The 20569-nt window shown below is 56.3% G+C and carries 19 protein-coding genes and 2 pseudogenes; 17 read left to right on the plus strand and 4 right to left on the minus strand.

Annotation, left to right across the window (positions count from 1 at the left end; genetic code table 11):
- Position 1 precedes the first annotated feature (1 nt).
- The 13 genes and pseudogenes from C3F12_08955 (at position 2) to gmd (ending at position 12775) form a co-directional block, all read left to right on the plus strand.
- Entirely contained in the window at positions 2 to 790 is a 789-nt protein-coding gene (locus C3F12_08955; GenBank protein ID PWB46169.1) for a hypothetical protein, read from the plus strand.
- Positions 784 to 5832 (plus strand): hypothetical protein, encoded by a 5049-nt coding sequence (locus C3F12_08960; protein ID PWB46170.1) that lies wholly within the window; start codon positions 784 to 786, stop codon positions 5830 to 5832. Before C3F12_08955 ends, C3F12_08960 begins: the two co-directional genes overlap by 7 nt.
- Positions 5833 to 5846: 14 nt before the next feature.
- On the plus strand, positions 5847 to 6824 hold the full coding sequence (locus tag C3F12_08965; protein ID PWB46171.1) for a family 2 glycosyl transferase: 978 nt from the start codon (positions 5847 to 5849) through the stop codon (positions 6822 to 6824).
- Positions 6805 to 7446, plus strand: coding sequence for a cyclase (locus C3F12_08970; GenBank protein PWB46172.1), 642 nt, complete (start codon positions 6805 to 6807; stop codon positions 7444 to 7446). Before C3F12_08965 ends, C3F12_08970 begins: the two co-directional genes overlap by 20 nt.
- Positions 7443 to 8126 carry an acylneuraminate cytidylyltransferase gene (locus tag C3F12_08975; GenBank protein ID PWB46415.1) on the plus strand — a complete coding sequence of 228 codons (684 nt, stop codon included), beginning with the start codon at positions 7443 to 7445 and terminating at the stop codon, positions 8124 to 8126. Before C3F12_08970 ends, C3F12_08975 begins: the two co-directional genes overlap by 4 nt.
- Positions 8123 to 9061 (plus strand): dihydrofolate reductase, encoded by a 939-nt coding sequence (locus C3F12_08980; GenBank protein ID PWB46173.1) that lies wholly within the window; start codon positions 8123 to 8125, stop codon positions 9059 to 9061. Before C3F12_08975 ends, C3F12_08980 begins: the two co-directional genes overlap by 4 nt.
- A complete protein-coding gene (locus C3F12_08985) occupies positions 9058 to 9801 on the plus strand; it encodes an NAD(P)-dependent oxidoreductase (protein ID PWB46174.1) in 744 nt (247 codons plus the stop codon). The genes C3F12_08980 and C3F12_08985 overlap by 4 nt, the downstream gene beginning before the upstream one ends.
- Before the next feature lie 45 nt (positions 9802 to 9846).
- A pseudogene (locus C3F12_08990) lies at positions 9847 to 9996 on the plus strand (GDP-mannose 4,6-dehydratase).
- Between the two features lie 336 nt (positions 9997 to 10332).
- Positions 10333 to 10536: a hypothetical protein gene (locus C3F12_08995; GenBank protein ID PWB46175.1), complete on the plus strand. Its 204-nt coding sequence runs from the start codon at positions 10333 to 10335 to the stop codon at positions 10534 to 10536.
- Positions 10537 to 10545: 9 nt separating this feature from the next.
- Positions 10546 to 10824 (plus strand): hypothetical protein, encoded by a 279-nt coding sequence (locus tag C3F12_09000; protein PWB46176.1) that lies wholly within the window; start codon positions 10546 to 10548, stop codon positions 10822 to 10824.
- Between the two features lie 138 nt (positions 10825 to 10962).
- The gene (locus tag C3F12_09005) at positions 10963 to 11226 is read left to right on the plus strand and encodes an AbrB family transcriptional regulator (protein ID PWB46177.1); all 264 of its coding nucleotides are present in this window, start codon (positions 10963 to 10965) and stop codon (positions 11224 to 11226) included.
- Positions 11216 to 11668: a PIN domain nuclease gene (locus C3F12_09010; GenBank protein PWB46178.1), complete on the plus strand. Its 453-nt coding sequence runs from the start codon at positions 11216 to 11218 to the stop codon at positions 11666 to 11668. Before C3F12_09005 ends, C3F12_09010 begins: the two co-directional genes overlap by 11 nt.
- A gap of 66 nt (positions 11669 to 11734) precedes the next feature.
- On the plus strand, positions 11735 to 12775 hold the full coding sequence (gene gmd, locus C3F12_09015) for a GDP-mannose 4,6-dehydratase (GenBank protein ID PWB46179.1): 1041 nt from the start codon (positions 11735 to 11737) through the stop codon (positions 12773 to 12775).
- Between the two features lie 92 nt (positions 12776 to 12867).
- On the opposite strand, the pseudogene C3F12_09020 reads toward gmd, so the two are convergent.
- Positions 12868 to 13095 (minus strand): annotated as a pseudogene (locus C3F12_09020) (DNA-binding protein).
- Positions 13096 to 13194: 99 nt separating this feature from the next.
- Entirely contained in the window at positions 13195 to 14379 is a 1185-nt protein-coding gene (locus C3F12_09025; GenBank protein ID PWB46180.1) for an MFS transporter, read from the minus strand.
- A 113-nt stretch (positions 14380 to 14492) separates the two neighbouring features.
- On the opposite strand from C3F12_09025, the gene C3F12_09030 reads away from it, so the two are divergent.
- Positions 14493 to 15221, plus strand: coding sequence for a 2-phosphosulfolactate phosphatase (locus C3F12_09030; protein PWB46181.1), 729 nt, complete (start codon positions 14493 to 14495; stop codon positions 15219 to 15221).
- An 85-nt stretch (positions 15222 to 15306) separates the two neighbouring features.
- Here the strand turns inward: C3F12_09030 and C3F12_09035 are convergent, their stop codons facing one another.
- Positions 15307 to 16560, minus strand: coding sequence for a hypothetical protein (locus tag C3F12_09035; GenBank protein ID PWB46182.1), 1254 nt, complete (start codon positions 16558 to 16560; stop codon positions 15307 to 15309).
- A gap of 544 nt (positions 16561 to 17104) precedes the next feature.
- Between C3F12_09035 and C3F12_09040 the strand changes: the two genes are divergently transcribed.
- Entirely contained in the window at positions 17105 to 17572 is a 468-nt protein-coding gene (locus tag C3F12_09040; protein PWB46183.1) for a CBS domain-containing protein, read from the plus strand.
- Positions 17573 to 17630: 58 nt separating this feature from the next.
- Here C3F12_09040 and C3F12_09045 read toward each other — a convergent pair whose 3' ends face one another.
- Positions 17631 to 18248, minus strand: a complete 618-nt coding sequence (locus C3F12_09045; GenBank protein PWB46184.1) for a hypothetical protein — start codon at positions 18246 to 18248, stop codon at positions 17631 to 17633.
- A gap of 308 nt (positions 18249 to 18556) precedes the next feature.
- On the opposite strand from C3F12_09045, the gene C3F12_09050 reads away from it, so the two are divergent.
- Together C3F12_09050 and C3F12_09055 are read left to right on the plus strand one after the other, a co-directional pair.
- Positions 18557 to 18823: a hypothetical protein gene (locus C3F12_09050; protein ID PWB46185.1), complete on the plus strand. Its 267-nt coding sequence runs from the start codon at positions 18557 to 18559 to the stop codon at positions 18821 to 18823.
- A gap of 333 nt (positions 18824 to 19156) precedes the next feature.
- On the plus strand, positions 19157 to 20464 hold the full coding sequence (locus C3F12_09055) for a TolC family protein (protein PWB46186.1): 1308 nt from the start codon (positions 19157 to 19159) through the stop codon (positions 20462 to 20464).
- Positions 20465 to 20569: the final 105 nt, after the last annotated feature.

A 20569-nucleotide genomic window follows, 5' to 3' on the forward strand; every position in this document is an offset into this window, starting at 1 on the left:
GATGGCGACATTAGACCGGAACTTATCCAGAATGAAAGATTCTCACAAATTCCAAAGGTGTTTCGTGGTGGGTAACGGTCCGTCTCTCAATAGAATGGATTTGGATAAGCTAAAGGATGATTTTGTTTTCTGTACCAACGCGTTTTTCCTGATGTTTCCCCGGATCAGATGGCGTCCTCAATACTACACCTGCGTCGATACCCGCGTACTCCCGGATCGGGCACAAGACATCATTGCAATGCACAAAGCCCATCCTGAAATGGTCTGTTTTTTCCCGAAACAGGTCATTGACCACGCGACAAAAAGGGTGACGCCGACGGAGGAGATTATTCCGCCGGCGCTCAACCGTCTCTATTTCAACCAACAGGTTCCGTTGCGAGACAATCTCCCGTTTTCAGCGTTCTCTCTCGAAGCGCATAACTATGTCATCCAGCCTTATACGGTGACGGTTACTGCATTGCAGCTTGCCTATTTTCTTGGTTTTGAACCGATTTATCTCATTGGTTGTGACACGAATTATGTTGTTCCCAACACTGTTTTCAAAGAAGGAGAAGAAACTGAGCACGGTAAGATGTTTTTTACATCGACCGCAGACGATGATTCTAATCATTTTTCGCCAGACTATTTTGGAAAAGGACGAAAATGGCATAATCCACAGGTCGCCAATATGATTTGGCATTATCAAATGGCACACGAAGCGTTGTCCATTGCAGGCAGGCACATATACAACGCGACGGTTGGCGGCAAATTGGAGGTGTTCCCTCGTATCGATTTTAATGAGTTATGCTGATGGACTTTTATATTCATCATCCAGGAAAAGCTGGTGAAGTGTTTCTTGGCCTTCCCATGGCAAAATTACTGAAGACGTATTATCCGACGTCAAAAATTATTTGGGTAGTTCTTGATTTATATCGCGATTCTATTGGGAATTATCCGTACATCGATAAAATAGAAACGATTCCTACGTATTCATGTAGCAGCTTGTCTGACGTCGCGGGACATATGAGTAAACATCGATGGTATGTTTGCCATTCCAAGCGTTGGATTGAAGATCATTATGGTATTCATATCGATGCATACTATAATTATATGCTTTATCGAATTGATGATAATAGGTTTCGACTTCATCGCGATCCATTTTATCTCCAACTCTTTAAGAATGCCGCGCATTTTTGCTCTAACGCCGACGCAGTCGAGTCATGGATGCCACCAGAATGGTACCCTACGGAACAATCGATCGTCGATGGCGAGACATTTGAGAAGCTGTACGGAGGCGGACCGGTTGTTATCTTTTCCCCATATATCGCGGATCAATCGTGTGGGAATGATAACCAATCCAATTTCGACATGCGTTTCATTTATGAGCAGGTGGCGAAATGGAATCTACCTGTGATAGCAACAGGGACGAAGTGGGATCCCAAAGATTTACCACCGTCGGTCGTAGACGGATACGCGCCTAACTTGAGCCTAGGCGGGCTATTGTATCTGATCAAGAATCGCGCCGCGATTGTTATAACTCCAAATTCAGGTATAGGATTCGCGGCGCACTGGCTTGGCGCACCTGTTTTGATGATTGACAATCGGGTGGGATGGAAAGATCAGGTTGACGTATGGCGAAAGAAGGTACCAATTCTGGATGATCAAGCTCTTTCGCATGAGAAGCGGTGGCCACCCTTTACAAAAGAGAACTTTCATACGGAACATTTGTTGCCAGTACCATTCGAACAGCTAGAGTGGAACTACGACGAGTTTGCGCAAGCGTTAGCCCGCATTAAGCTTGCGACGGTCAAGCCAGGTACAAACGGTAATTTCACGCCTCCGCTCCGCCGCGCAACTACAGGTGAAATGTACACTCACTTATCGATATCGACGACAAATCAACGAGCCGACTCGTATAAGGCGGAATATGCACCCAAGCCAAGCTTTAGATTAGATAACGGCGAATACCAATCATTGAAACTTCCGCGGCTCATTGTTTTCGACCTTACGCGATGCGGAGACGGCACCGCAACGGGTAACGTTAAGGCTACACTTTTCAAAGGGTGGCCGGAAGCGCATTTCATGCAGTTTTACAGCCTTGGATGCGATCGGATAGGCGTAGACGGTGCTGTGCCTGAGTTCATGGATAAGCGGGACGCGCTGACCGCCGAAGATATTTCGCGTCTGGTGCGTTCGTTTGCTCCGGAGGTCATCCTTTACAGGCCTGTTCCAAATAACTTGGCGCTTCACGAGGCGGCGATGGGTGTTATCCGGTCGGCTGACGTGCCGCTTGCTATCTGGATCATGGATGATTGGCCCAGCCAACTTGCGGCAGAAGATCCACAATTATTCGCCCGGCTCGATTCAGATTTGCGCGAGTTGTTGGCTCGCGCGGATTTGAGATTAAGCATATGTGATGCGATGTCAATCGCATTCGCCCAGCGATACAATGTGCCATTCAAGGCGTTCGCCAACGCAATTGATCCGCAGGATTGGCCTCCTCGTCGGCGTGGTGACACGAAGGCGAATACATTTGTGCTGCGGTATGCGGGCGCGCTTGCGAAAAACATGGTACTTGACAGCGTGCGACGTACCGCACAAGCCATCGAGCGGCTGTCCAGCCGCGGCGTTGATATCCGTTTCGAGATCACCACTCACCCTTGTTGGCAGAAAACTGCAGAGCGAGAATTCACAATATTCCACAGGACGAGTATTAGCACCCTCAGGCCACATACTGCGTATCGCGAGTGGTTATCGCAAGCGGACGCCTTGTTGATCGCCTATAACTTCGATGAGGCATCAAAAAACTATGTACGATACTCGCTGGCGAACAAACTACCCGAGTGTTTGGCATCAGGTGCGGTAGTGATTGCGCATGGTCCTTCCGATGTGGCTACGATCGATTATATAAGGTCGCTGGATTGCGCTGTTGTCGCTACAGAGGCAGACGAAGAGGCGCTTGCAACTGCTATCAAGGGACTGGTGGAAGACCCAGATCGTCGACACAATCTGTCTGAAAAGGCACGCGCCGTTGCTTTCGATGTCCACAATGTCCACCGCATTCGCCGCGCTCTGCATGCAGAGTTTCTTACAGTGGCAGCTCGGAGGAGGACGTCGGATGGTCAGGCACAATTTCCGGAATACGGACGTACCACACACGCACACATAGACGAAACGCAGGCGATCTCGACCCTGTTCTCCCCGTCAACCGACATCGAGCTTGTTATGATCGATGTCGGTGCGCACTTCGGAAGTAGCGCACGGCATTTTGTGGAGGAAACGTGGCGAGTCTACTGCTTTGAGCCTGATCCGGGCAATCGTCAACGCTTAATCGCTCAGTTCGGACGCGTCCCGAATGTCGTGATTGATGCCCGCGCCGTTGGGGCGCAGACGGAAAGAGGCAAGCCATTGTTCTCCTCACCTGAGAGCACAGGAATCAGTGCTCTTCACGCATTTCGCGACACGCATCAACAGGTCGGGCTGGTCGACGTCACCACCGTTGCAGAGATCGTGAAGGAACATAAGCTTGACCGCATCGATTTTCTGAAGATCGATGTGGAGGGCCATGATTTCGCCGTCTTGCGTGGTGTCCCGTGGGATCTTATAAAGCCTGCCGTGATTGAGTGTGAGTTTGAGGATGCGAAGACCGTACCGCTCGGTCACACCTGGAAGGATATCGCCGAGTTTCTGGTCGCTAAGGGCTATGTGGTTTACGTGAGCGAATGGCACCCGATCATCCGATATGGTATCCAGCATGACTGGTGCCGATTGTTTCGATATCCTGGGGCGTTGCGGGATCCTCAGGCTTGGGGAAATCTGTTGGCTTTTCGTGAAGATCCGGGGACGGAGGCCATCGCGGACGCGCTGCGCGCGTGTGTCAAGGTCAAACAGCCGCAGATAGCTTCTGAGATGGAACCATCGCAGCCACCGCAACCGTCTGGGGTGCCGGCGAAGAATGGTGAGGCAGTCCGTGTGACGAGTCAAGCAGCTCAGACACACGAAGGTGCAGTGTATGTCCGAAACGCCCCCAAAGAGACGCCGGTGGCTCACGTGAAAGTTGGTGCGACACCGCAGCATCAGGAACCGGCGAGCAAGGAGATGACTGCAAAGATAACGCCTAACCTCGATTCGTACCGCCGCCCCGCAGACAAGCTGACTGATAAGCATACGATGTTGCGGCCGTTCTTCAGGTTTTGTGACTGGAGCGTGGGGGCGATCGCGCGACACTGGCTCGGTGTGTCGGGAGCGGTGGTCATGGCCGGCATCCTGCTCGGCGCGGCGTTTTGGGTTGCGCCTGCGTTGTGGCCGTATTGGCTGATCGTATTGGGTCTTTTCATTTCAAGCGGGGTGCTGTTTCTGTGTGTCGGTTACGGACAGCATTTCTTCTCCCGCTATGCGGAAAAGCAGGCCGCCGAGCTCGGACAACAGACCGTGGGGGTGGCGCGGCTTCAAGGGGATATCGCTCGGTTGCGCAGCGAGATTGGGTCGGTCGTATCCACTCTCCGCAATGTCTGCGCGAGTGTGGACAAGGATCCACAATTGAAGGAATTACAGGAACGGTGCAAGACCCTTGAGGCGCAAATCTCAGCACATGTCGATGCCGTGCGGGTCCGACAAGACGCGCTCGATAACACTATAGCTGCGCGTGTAGACGAACTTGAGCGCGGTCTCGCGTCGGTGCAGGCGGCATCAGAATCCGCCGACCGTGTGTTGGATGACGTCCGCGCGCAAGCCGCGGACGCGCTGGAAACGGTGCGGGTCCGACAAGACGCGCTCGATAACACTATAGCTGCGCGTGTAGACGAACTTGAGCGCGGTCTCGCGTCGGTGCAGGCGGCATCAGAATCCGCCGACCGTGTGTTGGATGACGTCCGCACGCAGGCCGCGGACGCGCTGGAAATGGTACGGAACTCGCAAGCAACACTGGATACCATGATGGCGGCCCAGGTGGAGGAGATCACGCGGAGCCTGACGGCTTCGGCGGACGGCGTATTGGATGACGTCCGCGCGCAGGCTGCGGCGATCAAGACACTGGCGGCGGAGGCCGTCGACGCGGTACGGAGCCAAGATGCCGCCTTTCGTAAGCTGAATGCTTCGAATGCTTCGCTGGCGAGACCCTTCAATCGGTTTCTGAGCACGGACCACATCAGACGTCTCCAACAACACTGGTCGAAGGTGTTTGGAGTCACGATGTCTCCCTCGGCTATAAGTTATCTTGCGCATCGGATGTGTACAGCCGAGGATCAATGTGAGGGCCGTATTGCCTGTTCGATCGAGACCGCTATACTGCGACAGTACGCATTGAGGAGCCTGAAAGGCGATCGTATTGAGGTCCTTGAAATCGGCACGCTATTCGGGCTCGGAGCGGCGTTTCTGTATAAGTTTGCGGTACCGGACCAATCCGGAATTCGTCTCACGTTGATCGATCCGTTGGAAGGCTATTACGGCAACAATGTACTCGATCCCATCACCGGTGTTCCCGTCGATCGGCGAACCCTCGAATCGAATTTTGAGGTCCTGAAGATTCCCAGCAAGGACTGGCGGCTGATTCAACGTCTGAGCACTGACCCCGTCGCCGCGCAGGAGGCTGCCGATTGGCAGTACGATCTGATTTTGATCGACGGCGATCACAGCGTTGCGGGAGTCACCCGCGATTACGAGATCTACGGGTCGATGGTAAAGCCGGGTGGGCTCGTCATCTTTGATGATTATGACTCTGCGAGTTGGCCAAGTATCAAGCCGTTCGTCGACGAGCATGTGAAAACCGACGGTCGATGGATCTGGATCGGCGCCGAATGGAACACGGCGATACTGCGGCGCCGTTATGATGAGGCATACGTCCGCGTAGATTAACCTGAAGGCGTTCAATGACCGGCAAAGGGAACCACAATACGCCAGCCTGTTCGCTCGTCATACGGTGCTTTAACGAGGAGGCGCATATAGGACGTCTACTTACCGGCATCATGGCGCAAACCCTCAAAGACGTCGAGATCATCGTTGTCGATTCGGGCTCTACCGACGCCACCCTGTCGATCGCTTCACAATATCCTGTCAAGATCCTGACCATTACGCCGGAGCAATTCTCCTTCGGGAGATCGCTGAACATCGGGTGCGCCGCCGCCACTTCCGATTTTATTGCTATCGCGAGCGCGCACGTCTACCCGGTCTATACGGACTGGCTTGAACACCTGCTCAAGCCGTTCGCAGACTCGGGTGTAGCCATCGTGTACGGCAAACAGCGGGCCGATGGTGCCGCCAAGTACGCCGAGCATATGATCTATAAGAAATGGTACCCCGACGAGTCCACGACCGATCAACGACATCCCTTTTGCAACAACGCGAATGCGGCGATACGGCGCAGTCTTTTGGAGGCACACCCGTTCAATGAGGCACTGACGGGCCTCGAGGACTTGGATTGGGCGAAGAGGGCGATCGAGCGCGGAGAGAAGGTTGCCTACAGTGCTGAGGCTGAGATCGTCCATGTGCACAACGAAACTTTGACACGAGTCTATCATCGCTATATGCGTGAGGCTATCGCGTTCAAGCACATCTATCCGCACGAGCGGTTCCGTTTCCTGGATTTCGTACGCCTGGTTGCGGGCAATATCCTCTCCGATTGTTATTACGCCGCCCACGATAGGATGCTGGTCAAGAACGTGTCCCAGATCGTCTCGTTCAGATTCATGCAGTTCTGGGGGGCGCATCGCGGCTTCAGCCGAAGGGCGTTGATCTCACAACAAGTGCGAAACCGCCTCTATTACCCCAACGGGTTGGCAAAAGCCGGCGCAGACGGGTCCGTTCGCGAAGCGGAAGGAGCCATCGAATATGAATGCAGGCATCATTGATATTTCAGTGACGTTGGAAAAGGGTATGCCGGTATGGCCTGGAAGTATCGAATACACCCGCCGGCAGGACAGGTCCTTATCGAACGGAGATCTGTGCAACCGTTCGCAGATGCATATCGACATGCATATGGGAACCCATGTGGACGCCCCGTTGCATTTTCTTCGGGATGGGACCAGCGTCGACCAACTTGATTTGGCACTGTTCTGCGGACCGGCATATGTGGCGGACCTGACCCACGTAGGCGCAATAGGCGAATGTGAGCTCGCGGGTCTCGGGTTGCCTGAAGGCACCGTGCGCGTCCTATTCAAGACAGCCAACTCGTACCGGCTTTGGAGCAAAGAGGGATTTGACGCCGGCTTTGTGGGTCTGACGGGCGACGGCGCGGAGTGGCTGATCAAACACGGCATCAGGATGGTCGGCAACGACTATCTTTCGGTTCAAAGATACGGTGATGGGCCTGGTGTACATCATCTATTGCTCGGGGCGGGGATCGGTGTCCTTGAGGGGATCACGCTTGGACATGTTGAGCCGGGTGAATATGAACTGGTTTGCCTGCCGTTGAAGATCAAGGATGCCGAGGGAGCCCCCGCAAGGGCGGTCTTGAGATGGCCGATTCGATGATCAACGGCATCGCCGCCCTTGTTCCCATGAGGCACACCAGCGAAAGGGTGCCCAGTAAAAATTATCGGCCGTTTCACGGCAAGCCCTTGTATCATCATATTCTCCGAACCCTCCTCGACTGTCCTTACGTTACGACCGTACTGATCGATACGGATTCGCCGTTTATACTTGAGGATGCTGCGAAGTATTTCCCCGAGGTACAGCTTGTCGAAAGACCGCAACATCTGAGGGGCGGCGAGGTGCCGATGAATGATGTGTTGCTCTACGACGTCACGCAGCTCAATCATGAGTGGTATCTGCAGACCCACAGCACGAATCCGTTATTGAAAACGGAGACGATAGCGAGGGCCATTCAGGTGCTGCGGGATGGACTGCCCGAGCATGATTCGCTTTTTTCCGTCACGAGGGTACAGACCAGGTTCTGGGACGGAAACGGCAATCCCATCAACCATGATCCAAACACGCTCATTCGCACGCAGGATCTTTCTCCCATGTTTGAGGAAAACTCCAATATCTATATCTTCAGAGGAGACACCCTCAAGAGCAGAAGGACCAGGATCGGGCAACGACCTCTCATGTTTGAGATGAATCGGATCGAGGCGATCGATATCGACAATGAGACGGATTTCGCCATGGCGGAGATCCTGTATAGCTTGTTCAGAAAGGAGTTGGAGGGATGAATTGGAGAATACTCGTCTCGGCGCCATACATGCAGCCAATCCCGGAAAAATATCGAACAATCTTAGAGAAAAGCGGGTGTCAGCTCGTCGTTCCACCGGTTCAGGAGCGACTTTCCGAGGAGGAACTCCTTGGTTTAATCGAGGACATTGACGGCGTCATTTCAGGCGACGATAGGTTCAGTGAAAAGGTTTATCAAGCGGCGAAAAGGCTAAAAGTAGTCTCCAAATGGGGAACCGGTATCGACTCACTCAAAAAGGAGATAGCCTCCAAGTACGGGGTCATCATCAGGAACACGCCGAACGCCTTCACGGAACCGGTTGCAGACACCGTTCTCGGCTACATACTCTGCTTTGCCAGGCGACTGCCATGGATGGACCGAGATATGAAAAACGGTACGTGGAAGAGACTTTCCGGCACGTCCCTTCACGAACAAACCCTCGGCGTCATCGGTGTAGGTAATATCGGTAAAGCGGTGATAAGGCGTGCAGCGGCGTTCGGTATGCGTGTCCTCGGCAATGACATCATCGAAATCCCTCGAGACTTCTTGGAACGGACAACGGTCGAAATGGTATCGAAGGAGGAACTGCTGAAGCAGTCGGATTTCGTAAGCCTCAATTGCGATTTGAACCCTACGAGCTACCATCTCATGAGCGGTCAGGAATTCGGGCTGATGAAGCGTGAGGCGTATCTCATCAATACAGCACGAGGCTCTGTTGTGGACGAGCCGAAACTGGTCAAAGCCCTTGAGGACAAGAAGATAGCCGGCGCCGGACTCGACGTCTTTGAGGTAGAACCATTGCCGCATAACAGTCTGTTGAGGCGGATGGACAACGTGTTGATGGCGCCGCATAATTCAAATGCGAGCCCCAGCGTCTGGGAGCGGATTCACGAAGCGACGGTTAAGAACCTTTTGGAGGAGCTGAGAAAGCCGTGACCACGGCGCTTGTGACAGGCGTCTCAGGCGGGACCGGGAGAGCCGTGGCTCAAGCCTTTGTGAAGGCGGGATGGAAGGTTTTCGGTGTAGATAAAATCGAGCAGACGGAGCCTGTAAGGGGGCTGAGGTTCCTGAAAGCGGACCTGGCTCAGGCCGAAGAACTCGACAACATCTTGAGGCCGGTAGTCTCTGAGGTTGGACGGCTCGATGCCTTGGTGAACAATGCGGCGCACCAAGACTGCGGTCCCATCGCGGATGTGGAGATCAGCGACTGGGATAGAGTGATGGCGGTCAACCTCCGCGCCATATACCTGGCGATCCGAATCTTGAAACCTGTCCTGGGAAGGGGCAGTTCCATCGTCAACATCAGCTCGGTGCATGCATGTGCCAGCTCGTCCAACATATCGGCCTACGCTGCCAGCAAAGGGGGCGTGCTCGCCTTCACAAGGGCCCTGGCTGTAGAACTCGGTAAGGAGGGTATAAGGGTGAACGCCATACTCCCCGGAGCTATCGACACTCAGATGTTGAGGGATGGACTCGACAGGGGGCATCTCACGGGGGACTCTTTAGATGAAAGGCTCAAATCCCTTGGTGCGCGGATACCGATAGGCCGTGTCGGACGGCCGGAAGAAATCGCCCAGGCGGTGTTATTCCTTGCCGACAATGAGAGGGCTTCCTTCATAACAGGTACGGGGCTTGTCGTCGACGGAGGAGCGTTGGCCAAGCTCAGCACAGAATGACGGCAACGTACAGACAGTACCGGTGGTCCAATTGGGGGTCACGCAATGAAAACCGCCCTCATCACCGGGATCACCGGGCAAGACGGCTCCTACCTGGCCGAGCTGCTGCTCGCGAAGGGCTACACCGTCCACGGCTTGATCCGCCGGGCCAGCACCTTCCATACGCAGCCGCTCGACCATCTCTATCAGGACCCGCACTACCGCCGCCCGACCGAGGTCCCGCTCCTGCTGGCCGATCCGTCCGAGGCTAAGCGACGCCTCGGGTGGGCGCCCACGGTGACCTTCCGGGACTGGTCCGGATCATGATGGACGCCGACCTGGAGGCGGCGGGTGTGGCGGCACCGGGAAAGGGGACACGGTGTCTCGCCGATGGTCGGCTGGCGTGGCTGCAATGGCCGTGAAAAAAAGGGGAGGGCACCTATCATGGTATGACGATATCCAAGCGCATGGTGATTTCTCCTTGTGATACCCCATGAATTTATGATACAGGGTAATTGGTGCGGTCACCCAACAACAAGCAGGAGATGGCATATGTCCCCGACCCTCGAAGCCAAAGTTACCAAAAAGACAAAAAAAAGTATTCAGATCGAGATCTCTCGAGCGAACTTCGAGGCATTTTGCGATGCGATTGGTCTTTATCGAAAGGAGTTTCTGGATGCCTTAGACGCGTCTGAACGGGACCACCGCGCAGGAAGGGTGACCAAAAGGCAGTCTTTACGCGACTTGGTCGAATAGCGGTTTCCGTTGATCGAAATCTCAACTACCGCCACATTCGATCGGCTCTTTAAGAAACTGCCGTCCACCATCCAGCGGAAAGCTGCTACCAAAACGGACCTGTTCAAAAGCAATCCCTTCCACCCGTCGCTTCATACCGAGAAATTGCACCCCAAGCATCATGAGGTCTGGAGCTTCCGGATCGACCAAGCACACCGGATCATCTTCAGATTTATCGGACCCAATCAGGCGGAATTCCGTTATATTGGGCACCACCATACGATTTATGATTTTGATCTGTTCAAATAATCGGTCTACGGTCTGATCCGGCTGGCCAGCACCTTCCATATGCAGCAGCTTGACCATCTCTTGACATGTCTGACTGTCTGATACATGATTGATTTACTGCATTATACTGAAAATCAGTAAGTGAAAGGGGGACCTATTATGGCTGCCGTCAAGATGTGGGGGCGTGGGCAACTGACGATACCTGCCTCTGTGCGAAAGGAACTACACCTCGACGAGGAGACTGTGCTGAACATTGTGAAGGTAGGAGATGCGCTCCTGCTGACGCAAAAACGACTAGTCGGAGATGCGCTGGCCACAACGGCTCAGAAGGGAATGAAAAAAGCCGACTTGAGCTTGGAAGACCTCTTGGAAGATCTGCAGAAACAGCGCGAGCGCTACAACCGGGAGCGCTATGGAGGATGAACGATGGAAAGTGTTCCTCGACACCAGCGCGCTGATCGCGGGGATCGTGTCTGCAACCGGCGCGGCGCGCGAGGCGCTACGACTGTGTGAGGCTGGGGTAGTGGAACCTCTCGTGTCGAGACAGGTCCTGACTGAGGCAGACCGGAATCTTTCAGCAAAACTGCCCGCTTTGGTCTCAGGCTACCGTCACCTGATGCGCCAGATGTCACCGACACTGCTGGAAGATCCTACGCGTGCAGAGGTAGCGCGAGCTGCGCAGATCATTCATCGCAAAGATGCGCCGATTCTCGCTGCTGCGATCAGCGGAGAAGCGGATTATTTGATCACATGGAATACGAGACACTTCCATGCGCCGTCGGTCATGCGGGTTGTTCGTTTTCGCATCGTCACGCCTGGTGAGTTCCTGGAGGAATTTCGACGGCTATTATCCGCCAATGCGTAAGAGTCTCTCCAGGCTCCACCATAAACGGGCTGGCCGGCCTCAGCCGCACTCAAAAGGAGACCCTATATGAAGACCGCGCTCATCACCGGGATCACCGGGCAAGACGGCTCGTACCTGGCCGAGCTGCTGCTCGCGAAGGGCTACACCGTCCACGGCCTGATCCGCCGGGCCAGTACCTTCCATACCCAGCGGCTCGACCATCTCTACCAGGACCCGCACGACTCGGAGAGCCGCCTCATCCTGCACCACGGCGATCTCTCCGATTCCAGCCAACTCACCAATCTCTTCTATGAGGTGCAACCCACCGAGGTCTATCACCTGGGCGCGCAGAGCCATGTGCGGGTGAGCTTCGACATGCCGGACTACACCGGCGACATCACCGGCCTGGGGACCGTCCGCCTATTGGAGGCGATCCGCAAGAGCGGGGTGGGATGCCGCCTGTACCAGGCCTCCAGCAGCGAGATGTTCGGCGACGCGCCGGCCCCCCAGAACGAGCAGAGCCCTTTCCAGCCGCGCAGCCCCTATGCGGCTGCGAAACTCTATGCCTACTGGATGGTCCGCAATTACCGGGAAGGCTACGGCCTCTTTGCCTGTAACGGCATTATGTTCAACCATGAATCGCCCCGGCGGGGCGAGACCTTCGTCACGCGGAAAATCACGCGTGGCGTCGCCGCCATCCTGGCCAAGCGCCAACAGAAGCTCTTCCTCGGTAACCTCGACGCCCGGCGCGACTGGGGCTATGCCCCGGAGTATGTCGAAGGGATGTGGGTGATGCTGCAACAGCCGACGCCGGGCGACCTGGTCTTCGGGACCGGTGAGACCCATTCGGTACAGGAGTTCGTGCAGGAGGCCTTCGGCTATGTCGACCTTGACTGGCGGGACTACGTGACTGAGGATCCGCGCTACCGCCGCCCGACCGAGGTGCCCCTCCTGCTGGCCGATCCGTCCGAGGCCAAGCGACGACTGGGATGGGCGCCCACGGTGACCTTCCGGGACCTGGTCCGGATCATGATGGACGCCGACCTGGAGGCGGCAGGTGTCGCGGCACCGGGAAAGGGGAGCCAGTGCCGGACCGATGGACGGCTGGCGTGGCTGCAACGGCCGTGAGGGAGCGTCTGTGATTCAGGCCAGGCGGACGCCTGTGCGGTCCGCAGTGGCGGCAACCTAAGGCAATGCTTGTCTAATTCCCTTCCCACACCCAGATTGTCGGGTACCTGTACGGTGTTCGGGAGTTCGCGCAGAGGTTTCGCGATCACATGGCCCCATGCCTCTTGCCTAAGGTGCCAATGCAGGGCCTTGACCGCCTTTTGGGCCGCCTGCTGAGCCGCGAAGTACGCCCATTCGTGACGACTCGCCCGGCGGGAATCTTCTGCCTGCTCCAGATCTCTGTCGGCTTGCTGTAACCAATCGTGTGCTCGGTTCGGCATGGGATTACTGGAACAACGCTGTCAAGAAAGAACAAGGACGCGGGAGCTTGACTTCTGTGCAGGCGGTCAGTAGACTGCCGATGATCTTGCAGGCGTCTGTCACGCAGGGTGCGCCGTCTTTATGGTAGCCGTCAAAGCCATTCCTGAGACTGCGACCGCCAGCAGCGCGACCAACGTATACCCCGTCTCCAGCGTGCTGAGAACGCCGGCCGTCGCTCCACCCGCGAAGCTGCCCAGGAATTGCATGGAGTTGTACGTTCCCAGTGCGGTTCCATACACCGTCTTCGGCGACACCTTGGTAATCAGGCTGGGCAGGATCGGTTCAAGTGTGGAGAATCCGGCAAAGAAGCAGATGCCGGCAATGCTAAGGAGCAGAAGTGGATGAGCCGGCCAGAGATCCTTGCCGGGAAACAGCAGCCACGCGCTGATGGCAAGGACGATGAAGGCCGTGACGGCTGTCGATTTCGCCCAGCCCCTGTCGGCTGCTCGAGAGGCGCCAAACATCACCGTAATGCCGACGAGGAGCATCGGGCCGAGCAGAAGGTGATAGCTGTGTGGGGGCAGATGGGGGCGAGCCAATAGGGGAAAGTAGAAGAAGAAGCTGCTCATGAAAAACGACATCAGGAATCCGCAGAGATCCAGTCTGACAATATCGGGGATCTTGAGGACCGACACGATCGACGGCCGGTTGCGGGTGATCTCGGTCGGCGGTCGCTCGCGCGGCGGCTCCTTCACGACAAGCGCCAGGCAGCCGGCGGCGATCAGACTCAACAGGCCGGAGAGCCAGAAGAGCGACGCATAGCCGCTGAGGCCGGCGATGATCGGTCCGATCAAAATGCCGCCCACAAAGGACAAACCGATGGATACCCCAAGAAAGGCCATGGCGGTTGCGCGATTCTTCTCGCCGACCGAATCGGCGACCAGCGCGAATGCGACGGAACTGACGGCGCCGGTGCCTTGGATCAGCCGAGCGGCGATGAGGGCGAAGATATTGGGGGGAACGGCGGCCAGGATGGAGCCGACACTGTGAAGCGCAAGGCCGATCAGCAAAAGGGGTTTCCGTCCGAATCGGTCCGACAGCCATCCGAACGGGATCTGCAGCAGCGCGTTGGTCAGCCCGTAGCTGCCGAAGGCCAGGCCGATCAGCGGTTTTGAGTCGGTCAATTGCTCTCCGTAGAGTGTAAAGACGGGCAGTACGAGGAAGATGCCGAGCATCCGAATCGCGATGGTCACGCTCAGCGTGGCAATAGCGCGCTTTTGGTCCGGCGAAAATGTCGCTCGCATGGTGTGGAGACCTTCCGTTGACGGGATCTGATGATCTGTACATAGCAGGTCCACAGAGTCGTGTCAATGTAATCGGCCCGGAACACTCATGGGGTTGCTGAGCGGGCGAGGTCATCGTGGTCATAGAGGTGGCATTCAGTCGGCTGGATCCGGTTTGTCGATCCGCCCCCGATCGAGCTGTAGCCGTCATCGACGTGATACGGGCCACGACGACCATCACGGTGGCGCTACACCATGGTTGCGCCGGTGTCATTCCCGTCCGGACCATCAGCGAGGCGCGAACCCTCGCGCGCGAATTGGGCAGAAGCGCTCTGCTTGCGGGCGAACGGGGAGCTGAAAAGGTGGCAGGCTTTGAGTTGGGAAATTCTCCGGCTGAATACGGACGCGAGCGTATCACAGGCAAGACGGTTGTGCTTACGACAACAAACGGGACTCGGACATTTCAGGCGGTCTCAGGCGCCCAGGCGATCATCGCCTGCTCATTCCTGAATGTGTCCGCGGCCGCACGCTGGCTGATCGGTACCGGGCGTGACGTCCTTATTGTGTGCGCGGGTCGACGCGGCCGTTTTTGTGTGGAGGACGCGGTAGGCAGCGGGATGTTGATCGATCGGGTACTCAGCATCTCTCGTGGATCGGCGGAGTGCAGCGATGCCGCTGGAGCCGCTCACCGACTGTTTACGACCGATCGCGGCGATCTGCTTGGGATGCTCCGAAGTTGCGCATGGGGTCGGGAGATAATCCGACAAGGCTTCGGCGCAGACCTGGAGATCTGTGCACAGGTCGATCTGACCGATATCGTCCCCGTCATGCGAAACGGCCGCCTCGTCGCGGGGCGCACCTGAGCGGCGGTTGATAACGGCCGATACGGACCAGCGTGCGTTTGCCGGGTCGGGATCGGAGCGAATCGATCCGCCGCGGCGTCGGGTACTACAATTCAACAAGGTACGATGTGGCCTTGTTGTGCAGCGCGCTCAGCCACTGAAGCGGCGGTTTTCCAGTGCCGTGCCCCTCGCCGAACCGGCCGATGAAGTCCTCGACGAGACGCAGGTGTACGACGCGCCAATCAAGTGGGATCGCCTGGATGAGGGCATTATACGCCTGCACGAGTGGGCGGTTGTGCGTGCGCTCCAAAACGAACGAACGAATCTTCGACGTCCGCTTGACGCGTTCGATGAGATCCCGAAACGGCTTCGCCATGTAGCCTCGCATGCGCGGAAAATACGGGTCGTCATCGTGGTCAATGCCGGCCGCCGCAAGCTGGAAATGCATGAACGGGGTTTGTCCTCCCGTTTCACCCAACTTCTGTTGAGGCTCGCCCCCCAGTTCCTCTACGCCGTCGAACACGACGCTGTTGGGGAAGGTGAAGAAGAGGCGCACCCGATTGAAGTATGTCCCATAGTCGCAGTGCTCCCGCATCCGCTTGAGGATCGCAACGGCATCTCGCGCAGCCCTTGTAGCGTTCTCCAGACATCGAATCATCTCTTGAACGATCACGTTGTCCTCACGTTGTCGTACGGAGGGGATCGAACTGTCGTGGTTGTAGACGCTGGAAAGGAGGCAGGCCGTAAGCAGTTCCGATATCGCCGGCGCATAGGCCACTTCAACCGCCTGGTGGATCCGCACAAACCACCGCTCATCCAGCGTGCCGGTAAAGGAATGGATCAGCTCGATATTCTCCACGCTTACCGATTGTCCGGGATTGTTGCGGTAGTAGTTCCAGAGGGCGTACAGGCTATAGGACATGGTGGGTTCTATGCCGATCCGCCTCGCAGCACGCCAGAGCGGTACCGCCAGTTGCGCGGGTAGGATCTTCGGGCTCTGATCCTGCATCAGCTCGGAGACAGTGCGGTAGGGGCAGACCTCCCGAAAGTAGGCGTGCGTGACCATGGCGTAGATCAACATCAGGCGGTGAACCACCGGCCATGGCAGATCCTCGAACGACCAGCGGGGGACATCCAGGCGCGCGACCGCGTCGGCGACTCGCCGTTCGCCAATCGTCTGTTCGAGCGCGTAGGCCATCGCGTCAAGGCGCTCGAACTCTTTCGACTGCGAAGCTTGACCGGCACCCTTCGGCAGCCATCGCAACGGTTGTTCCGCGAGAAACCCGGTCTCGAACGATACGCCATGCTGTTCCATGAGCGGTCTAACGTGGTTCCGAAGCTCAGCGACATCATTGTTCATTGTTCCGACAGTCCCCCGTATCGGTCATTGCGAGGCGAAGCCGAAGCAATCTCACAGTCGTTCGGGGCAACTGCGGTGAGATTGCCGCGCTCCCGCTGGTCGCTCGCAATGACGAGCCGGTGAGTGACATGGTCTCGCAACACACTTTCGTGCCCATGGATGCACCGAAGGCGCATGCGGTATTGGTCACCCGCCCTTTATTGATCTCTCACAGTGGTGAGATGCGCGTTCATTCGTACTGTAGCATGTTGCGGAACGTGTCGGCTAGACGACTCGCTTCCTTGACGGAAACCTGGCAGGGCATTACATTAAACATATGAGGTAGCAGGTAGGTTCCGTACCCCATCGGGAGAGGCAACCCATGGGGGAAAAGTGTCGAATCAGAACGTCTGAACGTCTAAATCCGCAAGAGGGAAAGTGGAGCGCACAGCCCTCCAGGGGGTGTTTTATCTCTGAAGGGCTGTACTGTTTTTGAGGCGGGGTAGTCGGAGGTGAGAGGCTACCCCTTTTGTGTTATTGAGCGTTTATCAAGGAGGGATAGAAGATGAAAGTGCGAGATGGTATGGTCACCGATCTGGTGACGGCCTCGCCGTGGGAGACCGCCGCCGAGGTTGCCCGCAAGATGCGCGACTATAAGGTGGGGTGCATTCTCATCGCCAATGAGGGGAAGCTTGTTGGCCTCATTACCGACCGAGAGATGGCCATCAAGTGTATCGCTGAAGGGTGGAACCCTCAGACCACGCGAATCGAGGAGATTATGGCCAGGAATCCCTACACGATCGCCCCCGACTTCGAAATGGCTGAGGCCGCGCGGCTCTTCGGTCAGCGCAAGGTCAGGCGCTTCCCCGTCGTCGAGGATGGGCAGAAACTGCTCGGTATCCTGTCCGTTGCGGACGTGGCCCCGGACTTCAAGACGTACTTTGACGGAATCTTCCATGAACTTGTCGAATGGCGTCATGAGCCGAAGGGCCAGCACTCAGGGTGGGAGGGTACCTGCTCCCATTCACACTAGGAGATCAGATCGGGCTCCAAGGATATCGAAGAGGCAGCCGCCGGCAACAGGCCGCCGGCTAGGCGGGTTGCCGGCGGCTGTGTTTTGAAAAGAGCGCGAGATTGCACTGGGCATCGTACTCCAAGAGCCGCTGCATGGTGGCAAGATCCTGAGGGGGCAACAGTTCAGGTAGATCGTGAAGGCAGAGCGGGCTTTGGTCAGAGACGATCCTTCCTTCAATGACATCTGCCAGGTAAAAGAGGTGCGCGCCAGCCCCAGCGTCAAATACGCTCCTGACCCGGCACTCCAGGTAGCCGACCGTTCCCGACAAGATCGGACTGCCCGTGACCCCGCGTTCATGGGGGAGTGCGGCGAACTTGTCGATTTCCCGACCGGACCGAAAGCCGAAGTGCGCGACCCACGGCCATTGATCCTTTCCGAGCAGGTTCAGCGCAAAGCCTTGGCTCATCTCGATCAGTTCGCGGGTAAAGCTCATCCGGCCGATCCCAACCAGAATGCGGGGGAGCTGCGGGATGATGGTCGCCGGTACGACCCAGCATACAATCTGGCCGCTGCGTCGGTTCTGATGAGCCGCCGTCAGGACGAAGATTTCAAAATTCAGCTTGCCGAGTACCGTCGTGACAGTATTTGCATCCATGGCACTCAATTGCGAAAATTCACGCACATAAGCCGTCATACCCGCGAAGCTTGTCCCGGCATGCTTTAAGCGGGGAGCGGGTATCCAGTAACATCAATGGATTCCCGCTTAAGGACTGCGGGCATGACGTTAGGGGTATTAATGCAATTAAGCAATAATGGGATAGTATATCACCAGGGAACGTGGAATGATACCGCTGATGCATACAACGCATCGTCGATAGATTTCATTGACAACGAGAGGATATCGGTATATGGTGTTTATTGTGTGTTGGCATAACCCTTGCTCTTTCAGGCGGTGAGGCTCTATATTATAGCGAAGTGAAGGGAAGCGAGCCCGTGAGAGTGATGGGTCATCAAAAGACCGCCATGAAGTTTGTTCTGATCGCTTGCCTCGCCGTGGCATTGTGTATGATGCCGTGCGGGGTAGCCGGGCAACACCACGCATCAATGGGCGCCCCCTCTGTTCTATGCATCGTTGATCTTCCCCAGGTCTTTCAACTCGTGATCGCGTGGAACCTGGTTCTCTTCGCCGCCCTAACGTTGATTATCGTTCCACAAGCTCCTGCTTTTTCTCTCCTGAAACCTCCTCGTCCGCGCTTCGCAATACTCTAACTGAAGGCCCGTACACTTTAGTTCTATCTATCAGGGCGACGCCTGACTTGGCGTGCTCTTGAGGGACCGCTGTAGATGCTTCCCGGCTGCAGCCGGATGCTCGAAGCGTGACTATGTGTAACGTCATTAGACGTAACAATAGCCGTCATTCCCGCGAAAGCGGGAATCCAGAAAGGCACTGGATTCCGGGTCAAGCCCGGAATGACGAACTGTCTGAGACTTATGTCGTCATGTATAGAATCATCATGGCCTATCGGCCACCCGCGCACCATGAAAATGCGGGCTATTTTCTAAGCAAGTCCGGATGCATTCGGATGTCGGGTGGCCGGTGGCATGGCGCGTGAAAATGGGGAGGTCGAAATGACGATGACCTTGAAAATCGGTGTGCTCATCCTTGTTGCCGGTATTGCGGACGTTGGGGTGGGAGCAGCGGCGGCTACGGCGGAAGAGTTGCTTCGACTTGATCCGCTCATCCAGGAGGCCCTGGCCGCGAATCCGGAGATCAGGACCGAGGGAAAAAAATGGGATGCGGCTAAGGAACGGCCTCCTCATGAAGGGTCGCTTGATGATCCGATGCTGAGCTTTGAGCTTGAAAACCTACCCACCAATTCGTTCGCCTTTACCCAGGAAGATATGACGATGAAGAAGCTCGGCATCTCTCAGACGTTCCCCTACTTCGGGAAGCTGGGTCTGCGAAGCGAGATCGCCCAACGGGAGGCCAATGCGATCGGCCAAGGGTATCGCGATAAGCGAAACGAGATTGTGCGGCGGATCAAGGAGATTTTCTATGACCTGTACGCTATCGACCGCTCGCTGGAGATCGTGGGGAAAAATCGTGAGCTGCTGCGAGAATTCGTCAAAATTGCTGAGACCAAATACAGCGTCGGCAAGGGCATTCAACAGGACGTCCTGAAGGCCCAGGTGGAGCTGTCGAAATTGCTGGATGAGCAGATCCGGCTGGAACAGAGTCGCCAGGCTGCGGGCGCTCGGTTGAATGCGATCTTGAACCGCCCCCCGCAGACGCCCCTCGGTCGGACGGAGGAGGTGTCGAAGGCCGAGGCGTCGATCGACCTAAAGGAGCTCCAGGCCAGGGCCCTGGAGAACCGGCCTCTGCTCAAAGGACTTGCTGAGGAGATCGAGCGGAGCAAGGCGGCCAACGCGCTGGCCAGGAAGCGATACTTCCCGGATCTCACGATGAGCCTGGGCTACGCCTTTCGCGAAGACTCCGCTATAGCCAAGCGATCCGATTTCTTCTCAGCGGGATTTTCGATCAACATCCCGATCTACTTCAGGACCAAGCAGGACCGGCAGGTCGCAGAGACCTCAGCGTTAATCAACTCGGCCAAGGAGCAGTATCAGGCTGCCAGGAACGAGGTGTTCTCGCTGGTTAAAGAACTGGCGGCCGATATCGAAAAAGGGAGCAAGCTCATTGACCTGCTGGAGACCGGCCTGATCCCTCAGGCACGTCTCTCCCTGGATTCGGCGGTTGCCGGCTACCAGGTGGGCAAGGTCGATTTTCTTACGATGCTGGATAACCAGGTGACGCTGTTTAATTTTGAGAAGGAGTACTATCGGACGCTGGCAGAGTACCAGACAAGTCTGGCGCGGTTAGAGTGGGTCGTCGGCGCCCCCGTTCAGTAAAGTGGAGTATGTCGTAGGGGCGCGATTGATCGCGCCCAGTGCAGGATACGAGGAGACACAGTACGAGGCTCGATGTGGGCGCAATGAATTGCCGCCCCTACGCCG

The organism is Candidatus Methylomirabilota bacterium, assembly GCA_003104975.1.
Taxonomy (GTDB): Bacteria; Methylomirabilota; Methylomirabilia; order Methylomirabilales; family Methylomirabilaceae; genus Methylomirabilis.